Here is a 13,243-nt window from a genome sequence, read left to right on the forward strand (position 1 = left end):
CCGGATACCGGGCCGGTCACTTACCGAGGGCGCGCTTCAGCTGCTGCTTGTTCATGTCCGAACGGCCATGGATGTTGCGCTGCTTGGCCTCCTCGTACAGCTGGTCGTAGGTGGGGCCCTGGGACCCCTTGCCGGACCGCTGACCGCCCCGCTTGCCGGACGACATGTCCTGGGTCGAGGTGCGGCTCGCGGTCTTCGACTCGCCGGACCGGGCACGTTCCTTGTTCACCGTCCGCGCCGCGATCTCCTTGGCGCGTTCCGTGCTCTCGCCCCGGTCCTGCGCGCTCTCCTTGATGTGCTCGTACTGGCGTTCCCGCTTGGAGCTCGAACCGCGTGGCATGTCCGCTCACTCCTCTCGCGTCGTGCGAAACGAGTACCCCGTCCCGGGCGTATGCGGCACACGCGGCGCGGTCAGCTCTCCAGACGGGCGACGCGGCCCCGCTCCCCGGCGGCCCAGCAGCCCAGGTCGGCCGTGCAGTCCACGGTGTCGTACGAGCCCGGGTCGACCGTGCGCCAGGTGCGGCCGGCGTCCGTCGTCAGGTCCGTCCCCGTCGGGCCGACCGCGAGGGCGGCCGTGCGGCTGTACGGGAGCCACGCGACGCCGGAGCGGTAGGCGGGCGGGGGTGCAGCGGCGGGGCGCCAGGTGCGGCCGCCGTCCGAGGAGTGCGCCGCGGCCTGCAAAGACGTCTGGTCGGGACGGTAGTCGCCGCCCACCGCCAGGCCGTGCGTACGGTCCCGGAAGGCGAGCGCGAAGACCCCGCGGGCCGGGTCGCCCGCCGGGAGCGGCATGTCGGTGGCCGTCCAGGTCAGCCCGCGATCGGCGGAGTGCAGCACGCGCGCGCGTGCACCCCCTCCGGTGGCCAGCCAGACGTCCCGCGACCCTGCGGAGACCAGACACTGCCCGCTCGCGGCGAACCCGGCCTCACCCGTCAGGGCGAGCGGCATCCCTGCATCGGGCAGCACCGTCCAGGAGCGCCCGCCGTCGCTCGTGGACAGGATCCGGAACCTGCCGTCCACGGGGTCGCTCATGGCGAGGCCGTGGCGGCTGTCGAAGAAGGTCATGCAGTCGTAGAACGCCCGCGCGTCGGTGTTGCGGAAGGACTCCGTCCAGGTCAGCCCTCCGTCGTCGGTGCGGTACACGCGGGAGGCCTCGCCCTCACCGATGGCCAGCACCACGGCGCGCCGCGCGTCGAACGCCTCGATGTCCCGGAACTGCAGATCGGCCGCGCCGTCCGGCGAGACGTTCCGCCAGCTCGCCCCGCCGTCTGTCGTGCGCAGGACGGTCCCGCCGGTTCCGGACACCCAGGCGACCTTCCGGCTGACGGCCGCCAGGCCCCGGAAGCGCACGTCCGGGGTTCCGCTGTCCTTGAGTTCCCAGTGCGGCGCCCGGTGTTCCGGCTCGTGCGCCTGTGCCGGTACGGCCGTCAGGGCGGCCAGCGCCGCCCCGCACACCAGGCCCGCGACCACCGCCCGGCCCGTACGTCCCGCCCGTGTCCCCCGTGCCGTCCGCCGCGTGCTCCCCAAGCGCCTCATGGCGGGCGAAGCTAGTCCACTGCCCCGGCGCCGTCCAGAGGGCGGGGAACCGGCCCCGTCGCCCCGCACGCGAGGGGGCACGGTGACGGACGTCACTCCGTACCGGTGTGCACGGAGGCGCCGATTCCGTCGTCTCACTCAGTGCCCGGCCTCATCCCCGGAAGTCCGTTCCGCCGTCACAAGGGAGCAAGGCGTTGTCCACCGTCATCGAGCAGGCCGTCGAGGCCCGCCTCGTCGCCGCCGCGCCGCGGATGCCGAGCATCCCCGCGACACTGCGCTACGACACCAGCGATCCGTTCGCCATCCGTATGACCTTCCCGGCCCAGGCCACGCTGGAGGACGAGGAGGTCTGCTGGACCTTCTCCCGCGACCTGCTCGCGGCCGGCCTCCACGACCCCGAGGGCCACGGCGACGTACGCGTACGGCCGTACGGCTACGACCGCACCGTGCTGGAGTTCCACGCCGCCGAGGGCATCGCCGTCGTCCACGTCCGCTCGGGCGAGCTGCGCCGCTTCCTGCAGGCGACGCACGTTCTGGTGCCCGAGGGCCTGGAGCACGCGTACCTGGACCTGGACCACGATCTCGCGGAGCTGATGCGGGACGCCTGCTGAACAGTCCGGCCAACGGCTGCGGCCGAGCAGCGAGTTGAGCTCGCCGTAGTCCAGACCGCCGGCCGGCGACTCGTACGTCCCCGCGTCCAGCAGCTCCCGCGCGGCGCGGCGGACGACGGCGTGCGCGGCCTGGGTCAGGCCGGCCCCCCACGCTCACGCGCGCGACCCGAGCGCGGCCAGTTCGGTCACCGGCGGTGTGCCGGGACCGGCCGTCACGTTCAGCGGACCGTCGACACCGTCGGCGAGCAGCTTCGCGGTCCCCCGATCGACGGCCCCGGGGACGAAGATGCCGTCCGCGCCCGCGCGCGGCGCCGATCCGCTCGGCCTGCTCGGCCACCGGCCGCAGCGGCGCCTGTCCCGCCTCGTGCAGCGCATCCTCGATGTTGATCCCGACCGCTCCGGCCGCGAGCACCGCCCGGACGGTGTCGGCGACACCCTCGGCATCCGGCGCGCAGCCGCTCTCGATGTCCGCGGCCATCTGCACGCCGACCGCTGCGGCGATCCCGGCGAGGGCGGCGAGCGCCCGGTCGCGCTCCAGCCGGTCGCCGTCCGGCGCGCCGAAGGCCCCGGCGAGCCCGGCGCTCGTGGTGGCCACCGCGGCGGCGCCGGCGTCCTCGACGGTGGGGGTACCTCCCGCTCGAGCGAAGTTCGAGAGTGGGGGAGGGCACTGGCGGTGTCCCAGGCGTTCGGCAGGACGAGCGGACGGCCCGGGACATGCAGGGAGCGGAAGGTCAGGGCGCGGTCGCGGAGCGGGTTCTCGCTGGTCATGCGGCCCACTCAACCAGTGGGCCGGGAGCCGGGCCGGCAGGAATCCGACATCGAGCCGGGGCACCCTGACCCGGGCGTTATTCCGTTGACAGCCGTGAGCCCTCCTCGTACGGTTTACAGCGGTTCTGTTGCCGTCGATTGGAGAAGGACGTTGCTCGTCTGAGGTCCTGAGACACCGCGTCACACACAACAGGTGTGTGCGCTGCGTGCGACCTCGGCGTTCGAGCCGTCCTTGCGGAGCAGGGCCTTTCTCATGCCCCTTCCCCTGGGCTCTTCACGGCCCCCGCGATGGTCGCCGCCTTCCGGTGTCTCGATACGCGTTGCCCTGACCACATCAAGCAACCGCGAGGCCCGTATGCATACTTCCCTCACCTGCACCTCCCTCTCCTTCGCCTGGCCCGACGGCACCCCTGTCTTCGAGGGCCTCGACGTCTCCTTCGGCCCCGGCCGGACCGGGCTCGTCGGTGTCAACGGATCAGGAAAGTCAACCCTGTTGAAGCTGATCGCCGGGGAGCTCGCCCCGGTCGACGGGGCCGTACGCGTCGTCGGCGAGGTCGGCTATCTCCCGCAGAACGTCACGCTCGAGACCGCGCTGCGGGTCGACGAGGCGCTCGGCATCGCCGGCATGCGGGCCGCGCTGCACGCCATCGAGGCGGGTGACGTGGCCGAGGAGCACTTCGAGACGGTCGGCGACGACTGGGACATCGAGGAGCGCACCCTCGCCACCCTCGGCGAACTCGGCCTGGGACACATCGCGTTGGACCGCACCATCGGAGAGGTCTCCGGCGGCGAGTCCGTCCTGCTGCGGCTGGCCGCGCTGTTGCTGCGCCGACCGGACGTACTGCTGCTGGACGAGCCCACCAACAACCTTGATCTGTATGCCCGCAAACGGCTCTACGCGGCGGTCGCGGCCTGGCCGGGGGTGATGGTCGTGGTCAGCCACGACCGTGAACTCCTCGAACTGGTCGACCAGATCGCCGATCTGCGCTCCGGGGAGATCACCTGGTACGGCGGCAACTTCTCGGCGTACGAGGAGGTCCTCGCCACCGAGCAGGAGGCGGCCGAGCGCATGGTGCGCGTCGCCGAGGCCGACTTCAGGAAGCAGAAACGTGAACTGGCCGACGCGCAGGTCGTACTGGCACGCCGCAAGCGGTACGGGCAGAAGATGTTCGACAACACGCGCGAGCCTCGGGCGGTCATGAGGGTGCGCAAACGCACGGCCCAGGAGTCGGCCGGCAAGTACCGCATCCTGCACGAGGAGAAGCTCGCCGAGGCCAGAGAGCGGCTCGACGAGGCGGTGGAGGCGGTACGGGACGACGACGAGATCCGCGTCGACCTGCCGCACACGGCGGTGCCGGCGGGCCGGAACGTGCTCACCGTGCGGGACCTGGAGCTCGTCCACGGCGCCCGCCTCGGGGACGGCTTCGACCTGCACGGCCCTGAGCGGATCGCGCTGATCGGGCGCAACGGCGCGGGCAAGACGACGCTGCTGCGCACCATCGCCGGGGAGCTGGAGCCGGTGTCCGGCGAGGCGACGGCACACGTTCCGCTGCGGTTCCTGCCGCAGCGCCTCGACGTCCTCGACGGCGGGCTCACCGTCGCCGAGAACGTGGCCCGGTTCGCGCCGGGCGCCACCAACAACCGGATCCGGGCGCAGCTGGCCCGCTTCCTGTTCCGGGGTGCCCGCGCCGACCAGCAGGCGGCGACACTGTCCGGCGGCGAGCGCTTCCGGGCGACGCTGGCCGCGCTGATGCTGGCGGAACCGGCACCGCAGCTGCTGATGCTGGACGAGCCGACGAACAACCTGGACATGGCGAGCGTACGACAGCTCACCACGGCCCTGGAGTCGTACGAGGGGGCGCTGATCGTGGCCAGTCACGACCTGCCGTTCCTGGAGTCGATCGGCATCACGCGGTGGCTGCTGCTCGACGGAGAACTCACGGAAACCACGCCGGAAGCTGTCGGGTTGCCCGCCTGAGCGCTCCACCGGAAGTACCGCACCGGACTTCGCGAAGGCCATCTGGCTGCGTGCATGAGCGAGGCGGGGGCGTGACCGCCAGGCGGTCACGCCCCGCGCTCAGTACGCCCCCGCCCCCTCGCCGGAGGGCTGCCGTCACCCAGAATGGGCCCTGCATCATGGGCGCCGACACCCCGACGGGTTTCGGCCACGCAAGTCCACAACGTTCCATCCGATACGGAGACCTCCTCGTGCCCAGCAAGAAGGCCCTCGTCCGCCGCCCCAGCCCCCGCCTGGCCGAAGGACTCGTCACCCACGTCGAACGCAGGGACGTGGACGTCGACCGCGCGACGGAGCAGTGGGAGGCGTACGTGGAGGCGTTGCGCACGCACGGCTGGGAGACCATCGAGGTGGACCCGGCCGACGACTGCCCCGACTCCGTGTTCGTCGAGGACACGGTGGTGATGTACAAGAACGTCGCCCTGATCGCGCGCGCCGGCGCCGAGTCCCGCCGGGACGAGACCGCGGGCGTCGAGGAGGTCGTGGCGCGCCTGGGCTGCTCGGTCAACTGGGTCTGGGAGCCGGGCACCCTGGAGGGCGGCGACGTGCTGAAGATCGGCGACACGGTCTACGTGGGCCGCGGCGGCCGTACCAACGCCGTCGGCGTCCAGCAGCTGCGCGCCGCTTTCGAACCGCTGGGGGCACGGGTGGTCGCCGTGCCCGTGAGCAAGGTGCTGCACCTGAAGTCGGCGGTCACGGCGCTCCCCGACGGCACGGTCATCGGGCACATCCCGCTGATGGACACGCCGTCGCTGTTCGGGCGCTTCCTGCACGTGCCGGAGGAGTCCGGCTCCCATGTGGTGCTGCTCGGCGGCGACAAGCTGCTCATGGCGGCCAGCGCCCCGAAGACGGCCGAGCTGTTCAAGGACCTCGGGTACACGCCGGTCGTCGTGGACATCAGCGAGTTCGAGAAGCTCGAGGGCTGTGTGACATGCCTCTCGGTGCGGCTGCGGGAGCTGTACGCCTGACCGTGTGACGCCCGGACGGTGCAATCCCGGGACCAGCGGGTCCCGGGACTTTCTGCTGCTCGGGAGCCCTGGGGAAGACCGTCTGAACAGCGGTCCTTACGGCACGCTTAACCTACGGCTTCGTAACCTACGGGTTCGTAGCCTACGATCGCGTAGGTTCCCGGCATCGCTCGCCGGTTCCACCGGTTTTGGTTCCACGTCCCCCTGGAGTACCCGTGACGATCACCTCTCCCCACCTCGGCAGCCCCTCCGTCTGGACCGATGCCCGGCTGCTGCACGCCCTGGAGGAAGTGGTCGAGAAGGAGCTCAACCGGCATCTGAAGGTCGCCAAGGACTGGATGCCGCACGAGTACGTGCCGTGGACCGACGGCCGCAACTTCCCCGGCCTCTTCGAGGACGGCGAGGCCTGGGACAAGGAGCAGTCCAAGGTCACCGAGATCGGCCGTATCGCCCTCGTGGTGAACCTGCTGACCGAGGACAACCTGCCCAGCTACCACCACGAGATCGCCACGCTCTTCGGCCGTGACGGCGCCTGGGGCACCTGGGTGCACCGCTGGACCGCCGAGGAGGGCCGGCACGGCATCGTGATGCGCGACTACCTGCTCACCTCACGCGCGGTGGACCCGGACAAGCTGGAGCAGTTCCGCATGTCCCACATGAGCGAGGGCTTCGAGTCGGACAACCGGCACTCGATGCTCCACTCGATCGCCTACGTCGCCTTCCAGGAGCTCGCGACCCGTATCTCGCACCGCAACACCGGCCACCAGTCCGGCGACCCGGTCTGCGACCGCATGCTGGCGCGCATCGCGACCGACGAGAACCTGCACATGGTCTTCTACCGCAACCTCCTCAAGGCGGCCTTCGAACTCGCCCCCGACCTGACCATGCAGGCGGTGCGGGACGTCGTCGTGGACTTCCGCATGCCCGGCCACGGCATCCCCGGCTTCGAGCGGGCCGCCGCGCAGATGGCCATCGGCGAGGTCTACAACCTGCGCATCCACCACGACGACGTACTCCAGCCGGTGCTGCGCTTCCTGAAGGTCCTGGAGATCGACGGCCTGGGCCCCGAGGGCCTGAAGGCCCAGGAGGAGCTCGGCCTGTTCATGAACGGCCTGGACGCGGAGGCCCTGAAGTTCGACGAGAAGCTGGCGGCACGCAAGGCACGGATGGCGGCGCGAGCCGCGGGCTGATCCCCGCACACCGGGCGGAGTCCGGCCGGATCACCCGCTGCTCAGTGCGGGGTACGCCGGAGCTGGAGCCGTTCCTTCTCGGACAGTCCGCCCCACACGCCGAAGCGCTCGTCGTTCGCGAGGGCGTACTCGAGGCAGGCGGAGCGCATCTCGCACATGCCGCAGATGCGCTTCGCCTCACGCACCGAGCTGCCCGGCTCGGGAAAGAAGAACTCGGCCCCGGTCTGCGCGCACAGGGCCTGGGCCTGCCAGGCGGTGTCGGCCGGGGTGATCGTCTGGAAGTGCATGGTCCCGAGCGTGCCGTGCGGCGAAAAACGTTCGATCAACGCGGGATCAACGCCGCGTCCGAGGGCCTTCGGCCGCCTCGATGGTGACCGTGCGGACAAGCCGGCGCACGGCGGCGCGCAGAGGGGTGCGGAAACGAGGCGGATGCCCTGCGTCGCCGTGGTGACGGCACGGCGTGGTTCCCGCGGCGATTGTCAGTGGGCGGTGCAAGACTCGGCACTGCACGCAACGGGTCCCCTTTCATGAGGAGGGCGAGGATGCTCACCACCCGTTATGTCAACGGCGCTCCCAACTGGATCGACCTCGGCACGACCGACATCGAGGGCGCCGCTTCCTTCTACGGCGGTCTCTTCGGCTGGCAGTTCCAGTCGGCGGGCCCCGAGGCCGGCGGCTACGGCTTCTTCCGGCTGAACGGCAGGACGGTCGCCGGCGGGATGCAGAACCCCGCGGAGCAGGGCCCGCCGTCCTGGACCGTGTACTTCCAGAGCGCGGACGCCGCGGCCACGGCCAAGGCCGCCGAGCAGGCGCACGGCAGCGTGCTCGTGGAGCCCATGGACGTGATGGGCCAGGGTTACATGGCGATCCTCGCGGACTCGAAAGGGGTGCCGTTCGGCATCTGGCAGCCGGGGCAGCTGGGGGGCGTGGACGTACTCAACGAACCCGGCTCGCTGTGCTGGCTGGAGCTCTACACGTCGGACCTCCCGGCCGCCGCCGGGTTCTACAACGCGGTGTTCGGCTGGGAGACCTCGTCCGTCAGCTTCCCCGGCGGCTCGTACACGTGCGTGAACCCCGCCCGCGAGGGGGAGGATGCCATGTTCGGCGGCCTCGTCGCACTGGCCGACGATCCCACGGAGGCGGGGTCGGACCCCTACTGGCTGCCGTACCTGGAGGTCACCGACACGGACGCCACGGTCGCCAAGGCCCAGGAGCTGGGCGGCAGTGTCCGGATGCCCGCGACGGACGTGCCCGACGTCGGCCGCATCGCCAAGCTCACCGACCCGTACGGCGCCCGCTTCGCGGTGATCAGGAGCGCCGCCCCACAGCAGAGCTGACCGCCCCGGGCAAGCCCGCTACGCGGAGGCCCGGCGTACCAGAGTGGTCGGCAGGACCACGCCGGGCGAGGGCGCCGCGTCGGTGTCGTCGGCGGTGCGGGGGTCCAGGCGGCGCAGCAGGAGGCGGGCCATCAGGCGGCCCATCTCCTCGATGTCCTGACGGATCGTGGTGAGCGGCGGGTCGGTCTGCTCGGCGACGGGCAGCATGTCGTCGAAGCCGATCACGGCGACGTCGTCCGGCACGCGTCGGCCGCGCTCGCGCAGCACCCGCAGGGCGCCCGCGGCGGTGAGATCGTTGGCGGCGAAGACGGCGTCCAGGTCGGGGCAGCGGTCGAGGAGTTCGCGCATCGCCCGCTCGCCCCCGGCCGGGGTGAAGTCGCCCTCGACGACGAGCCGCGGGTCGGCCTCGGCCATGACGTCCCGGAACCCGTCGCGCCGGTCCACCGCGGAGGTCTGGTCGAGGGCGCCGGTGATGTGTGCGATGCGCGTGCGGCCCAGGCCGACGAGATGGCGTACGGCCGCGCGGGCACCGCCCCGGTTGTCGCTGTCGACGTACACGGCCCGGGGCGTGCCGTCGCTCCAGCCGGGCCGCCCGCCGAACACGGTCGGGACCCCGGCGCCCCGGATCAGGCCGGGCAGTGCGTCGTCGAGGTGCAGGGAGAACACCAGCGCCCCGTCGACGTGCCCGCCGGCGAGATAGCGGCCGACGCGGGCATGGTCGTCGCGGCCCTCCGTGAGCAGCAGCACGAGCTGGTTGTCGTGGGCCGTCAGCTCCTTGCTGATTCCACGGAGTTGCAGCGCGAAGAAGGGATCGGCGAAGACGCGCGTCTCCGGTTCCGCGATGACGACGGCGACGGCGTCATGGCGTCTGGTCACAAGGCTGCGGGCCGCCTGGTTGGGGACGTACCCGAGTTCCTCGACCGCCCGCCGGACGCGTTCGACGAGGGGTTCGCGGACCCCGTCCCCGCCGTTGACCACCCGCGAGACGGTGGCCCGGGACACCCCGGCGCGTGCGGCCACGGCCTCCAGCGTGGGGCGCGTCACTGCCTCGGTCACTTCGGGACTCCTCACCGGCGACTGCGGCTCAGGATAACCGCAGGCCGACGGGGAGGTGAGAGCGCTCTCGGCAACCGTCAGTGGCCGTGCGAGGAGTGGTCCGGTGCGTGTGCCGTATGGCCCGGAATGGTGCCGTCCGGCTTCTTCACCAGGAAGAGGCCGACCATCCCCATGTCGGAGTGGCTCTGCACATGGCAGTGATACATCCACGCGCCGGCTCCCACCCCCTCCCCCGCGATCACCTGGAAGCCGAAGGAGTCCGCAGGGCCCACGATCTTGTTGTCGATCACCTGGCTCGGGTCGTCGGGGCCGGTCAGCATGCCGGTGCGGTTGTCGGCCCAGCGGTGACCGTGCATGTGGAAGGTGTGGTAGTACTCGCCGTGCGTGATCATCACGAACTCGATGCGGTCGCCCACCGTGGCCTCGAAGTCGGGTCCGGTGGGCAGGTTGTTGATCGTCATGTCGTTGAAGACGATCGTGTAGGTGCGGTCCGGAAGGATGTCGCCCTTCCTGCGGACGATCACCGGTCCGTACAGCCCCTTCCGGATGCCGCCCGTCCCGTGCTCCGTGCCCACCACGTGGTCGTGGTAGTGCCAGTAGCCCGCGCTGCCCGCCCGCCAGGTGCCGTCCGGCCGGCGGCCGGGGGCATGGGTGCGCCAGGTGTAGGTGCGGGTGCCGCCCGGCTCGACGTGGCTCCTGCTCAGTTTCGTGCCGTCGCTGGATATCTCGTAGTCCAGGCCGTGTACGTGCAGGCTCGCCGTCACATCCGTCGTGTTCTCGAACTCGATGTGCACCGTGTCGCCCTCGTTGAGCTCGATCAGCGGCCCCGGGATGGTTGCCTTGCCCTTCTCGAAGCCGTAACCCAGCTGTCCGTCGGCGAGCTTCTCGGCGTAGATCTTGAGGTGTCTCACCTCGCCGCCCGCCGGGGCCTTTCCGGCCGGTTCGGTGGCCGGCGTCGCCTCCGAGGCCACGGACAACGATGTCGCGACGGCCGCGCCGCCCAGGAGGACCCGCCGGTTGAAGCTACGTCTGTCCATGCCGAACTCCCCAATTCCGGTACGGAGTTCGAGACGTTAGCGGGACCCACGGCGTTTATCCACACCCAGGACAAAGTTCGTTCCGTTGCGGTCATACCTATTGGCGAACCGTGCAAAGAGGTCTAGCTTCCTAGGCGCTGTTGCTGTGACCGACGAGGGGTGGGTGACCACATGCGGTCCACATCGCACCACAGACCCATGGGTTTACGAGAGTTGAGCAGAAAAAGGGCCGGAAGGCGTGCCTGGACGGCCGCCCTGACGGCCGGATTCGTCACTGCGGGCCTGCTCTCCGGCTCCGCAGCGGGCGCGCTCCCGGCGCCGGATCCGTCCCTGACAACGATGTCCGTCAAGTCGCCGCCCGGCGGCGCGAACGTGCGTGTGCTGATCTTCTACGGGTCCGCGGCACCCGGCGACGAGTCTCCCGTCGTGAACGCCGGTATCGAGGCGATCGAGCGGATCGGTCTGTCCGGTCCCGCCGGACAGCGCTTCAAGGTGGAGGCCACGGACGACGCCTCGGTCTTCACCAACGGGACCAGGCTGGGCCGTTACAACGCGATCGTGTTCCTCACCGGCGGCGGAGACGTCCTGGACGCGGAGCAGGAGGCCGGCCTGGAGACGTACATGGAGGCGGGCGGCGGGTTCGTCGGCATCCATGACGCGGCCCGCGCGGAGCCGTACTCCGACTGGTTCACCGGTCTGGTCGGGGCCCGCCCGGCCTCCTCCAGCCCGACGTCGGTACAGCGGGCGACCGTTGAGGTCGGCGACCGGCAGCATCCGGCCACCAAGGACCTTCCGGTGACCTGGAAGCGCCCCGACCAGTGGCCGAACTGGGTGAAGAACCCCTCGGGCGAGGTGCACACGGTGGCGCGGGTGCGCGAGTCGACGTACCAGCCCGGCGCGAGCGCCAACGGGTGGGACCATCCGATCAGCTGGTGCCGGGACTACGACGGCGGACGCTCCTTCTACACCGGTATGGGCGGCACGGTGTCGTCGTACGACGAGACCGACTTCCGGGCGCACCTGCGTGGTGCCCTGCTGTGGACCACCCGCCTCGTGCAGGCCGACTGCAAGGCGACGATCAACGGCAACTACAAGGCGGAGCGGCTGACCAAGCCCAACCAGCCCGGCCAGAACGACCAGATCGGCGAGCCGCACGGACTGGTCACCGCCCCCGACGGCCGCGTCCTGTACATCGGGCGCGGCGGCGCCGACAGCTCGCAGCCCGTGATCACCGACTGGAACAACCCCGACATCGGCAAGGGCAAGGGCGAGATCCATGTCTACGACCCGAAGACCGGGCAGGTCACCCTGGCGGGCGCCTTGACGGTCTTCGGCAACAAGGGCGGCGGCGACGAGCTGGTCAAGGTCGAGGAGGGCCTGCTCGGTATCGAGCTGGACCCGCGCTTCGAGGAGAACGGCTGGGTGTATCTGCACTACACCCCGCACGCGCAGATCAACCGCGACACGCGGATGGCCGAGCGGCGCGTCTCCCGCTTCACCCTCGACCTCGCCACCAACAAGCTCGATCTGAGCAGCGAGAAGGTGCTGCTCAAGTGGCCGGTGCAGATCCACAGTTGCTGTCATGCGGGCGGCGGGATGGCCTGGGACTCCAAGGGCAACCTGTACATCGCGACCGGCGACAACAACTCCAGCCGCTTCAGCGACGGTTACTCCGGCAACAACCCGGAGCCGAACTACAAGGGCGTGTCCTTCGCCGACGCGCGCCGCACCGCCGGCAACACCAACAACCTCAACGGCAAGATCCTGCGCATCCATCCGGAACCCGACGGGACGTACACGCTCCCCGAGGGCAACCTCTTCACCGGCCGGGAGACCGACGAGGGCGGCGGGAAGACGCGCGGCGAGATCTATGTGATGGGCGTCCGCAACCCGGCGCGCATCTTCGTCGACAAGTCGACCGACATCCTGTACGCGGGCTGGGTCGGCCCGGACGCCTCGGCGCCGTCGACGACCTGGGGCCCGGCCAAGTACGACACCTTCGCCGCCATCACCAAGGCGAGCAACCGGGGCTGGCCGTACTGCATGGGCAACAAGCAGCCCTACCGGGACCGCAATCTGCCGGATCCGTCGAAGCCGCTCGGCTGGTACGACTGCGACCACCCGAAGAACGAGTCCCCGAACAACGACGGTCTGGTCAACCTGCCGCCGGTCACCAGCAACAACATCTGGTACTCGCCCCAGGGCGGCGGCCCGGACTTCCCGCGCGACGCCAACGGGGTCCCCTCCTACAAGCAGGAGGAGTCGACGTACCGACTGCCCTGGCTCAAGGGCGGCGGGCAGGCCGCGATGAACGGGCCCGTCTACCGGTCCGCCGACGTCTCGGCCACCAGCGACGTCAAGTGGCCGGCCTACTGGGACGGCAAGTGGTTCGTCGGCGACTTCTACGACGCCGACCAGCCGCGCAACGCCGTGCTGATGGATCCGAAGACCCTGGGTGACGGCGGGCTGCCGGTGCACTCGGAGTCACTGAAGAAGATCGTGCCGGTCGGCAACGACGGCATCAAGAACCTCATGGACTGGAAGTTCGGTCCGGACGGAGCCCTGTACGTCCTCGACTACGGGCGCGGCTTCTTCACCTCGGACGCCAAGTCGGCGCTGTGGCGCGTGACGTACCAGGGCGGCGGGCCCACGCCGGCCGCCGACCAGCTGGCAAGGGGGGCGCAGTGAGACGCCAACGAAGAATCTGGACGGCCCTGCTGGCCGCC

11 protein-coding genes and 1 pseudogene are annotated in these 13,243 nt (G+C 70.5%); 6 read left to right on the top strand and 6 right to left on the bottom strand.

Features of this window, described 5'->3' with window-relative positions; translation table 11 throughout:
• Positions 1 to 16 precede the first annotated feature (16 nt).
• Together ACFV7R_RS02460 and ACFV7R_RS02465 are read right to left on the bottom strand one after the other, a co-directional pair.
• Entirely contained in the window at positions 17 to 340 is a 324-nt protein-coding gene (locus tag ACFV7R_RS02460; protein ID WP_385258983.1) for a plasmid stabilization protein, read from the bottom strand.
• Positions 341 to 411: 71 nt separating this feature from the next.
• Positions 412 to 1,533, bottom strand: coding sequence for a WD40/YVTN/BNR-like repeat-containing protein (locus ACFV7R_RS02465; protein WP_385258986.1), 1,122 nt, complete (start codon positions 1,531 to 1,533; stop codon positions 412 to 414).
• A 194-nt stretch (positions 1,534 to 1,727) separates the two neighbouring features.
• Between ACFV7R_RS02465 and ACFV7R_RS02470 the strand changes: the two genes are divergently transcribed.
• Positions 1,728 to 2,144, top strand: a complete 417-nt coding sequence (locus ACFV7R_RS02470) for an SsgA family sporulation/cell division regulator (protein WP_385258988.1) — start codon at positions 1,728 to 1,730, stop codon at positions 2,142 to 2,144.
• 153 nt (positions 2,145 to 2,297) lie between these two features.
• Here the strand turns inward: ACFV7R_RS02470 and ACFV7R_RS02475 are convergent.
• A pseudogene (locus tag ACFV7R_RS02475) lies at positions 2,298 to 3,096 on the bottom strand (isocitrate lyase/phosphoenolpyruvate mutase family protein).
• Between the two features lie 171 nt (positions 3,097 to 3,267).
• Here ACFV7R_RS02475 and ACFV7R_RS02480 point away from each other — a divergent pair.
• The 3 genes from ACFV7R_RS02480 (at position 3,268) to ACFV7R_RS02490 (ending at position 7,087) form a co-directional block, all read left to right on the top strand.
• Positions 3,268 to 4,890 carry an ABC-F family ATP-binding cassette domain-containing protein gene (locus ACFV7R_RS02480; protein ID WP_385258989.1) on the top strand — a complete coding sequence of 541 codons (1,623 nt, stop codon included), beginning with the start codon at positions 3,268 to 3,270 and terminating at the stop codon, positions 4,888 to 4,890.
• A 230-nt stretch (positions 4,891 to 5,120) separates the two neighbouring features.
• Positions 5,121 to 5,897: a dimethylargininase gene (gene ddaH, locus ACFV7R_RS02485; RefSeq protein WP_385258990.1), complete on the top strand. Its 777-nt coding sequence runs from the start codon at positions 5,121 to 5,123 to the stop codon at positions 5,895 to 5,897.
• A gap of 215 nt (positions 5,898 to 6,112) precedes the next feature.
• A complete protein-coding gene (locus ACFV7R_RS02490; RefSeq protein WP_385258992.1) occupies positions 6,113 to 7,087 on the top strand; it encodes an acyl-ACP desaturase in 975 nt (324 codons plus the stop codon).
• A 41-nt stretch (positions 7,088 to 7,128) separates the two neighbouring features.
• Here the strand turns inward: ACFV7R_RS02490 and ACFV7R_RS02495 are convergent, their stop codons facing one another.
• The gene (locus tag ACFV7R_RS02495) at positions 7,129 to 7,374 is read right to left on the bottom strand and encodes a WhiB family transcriptional regulator (protein ID WP_206307043.1); all 246 of its coding nucleotides are present in this window, start codon (positions 7,372 to 7,374) and stop codon (positions 7,129 to 7,131) included.
• A gap of 255 nt (positions 7,375 to 7,629) precedes the next feature.
• Between ACFV7R_RS02495 and ACFV7R_RS02500 the strand changes: the two genes are divergently transcribed.
• On the top strand, positions 7,630 to 8,424 hold the full coding sequence (locus ACFV7R_RS02500) for a VOC family protein (protein WP_385258995.1): 795 nt from the start codon (positions 7,630 to 7,632) through the stop codon (positions 8,422 to 8,424).
• Positions 8,425 to 8,442: 18 nt separating this feature from the next.
• Here ACFV7R_RS02500 and ACFV7R_RS02505 read toward each other — a convergent pair whose 3' ends face one another.
• Both ACFV7R_RS02505 and ACFV7R_RS02510 read right to left on the bottom strand, forming a co-directional pair.
• Complete coding sequence (locus ACFV7R_RS02505; protein ID WP_385258997.1) at positions 8,443 to 9,480, bottom strand: LacI family DNA-binding transcriptional regulator; 1,038 nt, start codon at positions 9,478 to 9,480, stop codon at positions 8,443 to 8,445.
• A gap of 77 nt (positions 9,481 to 9,557) precedes the next feature.
• Entirely contained in the window at positions 9,558 to 10,517 is a 960-nt protein-coding gene (locus ACFV7R_RS02510; RefSeq protein WP_385258999.1) for a multicopper oxidase domain-containing protein, read from the bottom strand.
• 198 nt (positions 10,518 to 10,715) lie between these two features.
• Between ACFV7R_RS02510 and ACFV7R_RS02515 the strand changes: the two genes are divergently transcribed.
• Complete coding sequence (locus ACFV7R_RS02515; RefSeq protein ID WP_385259002.1) at positions 10,716 to 13,205, top strand: ThuA domain-containing protein; 2,490 nt, start codon at positions 10,716 to 10,718, stop codon at positions 13,203 to 13,205.
• Positions 13,206 to 13,243 lie beyond the last annotated feature (38 nt).

This window comes from Streptomyces sp. NPDC059866 (genome assembly GCF_042731325.1).
GTDB lineage: Bacteria > Actinomycetota > Actinomycetes > Streptomycetales > Streptomycetaceae > Streptomyces > Streptomyces flavusporus.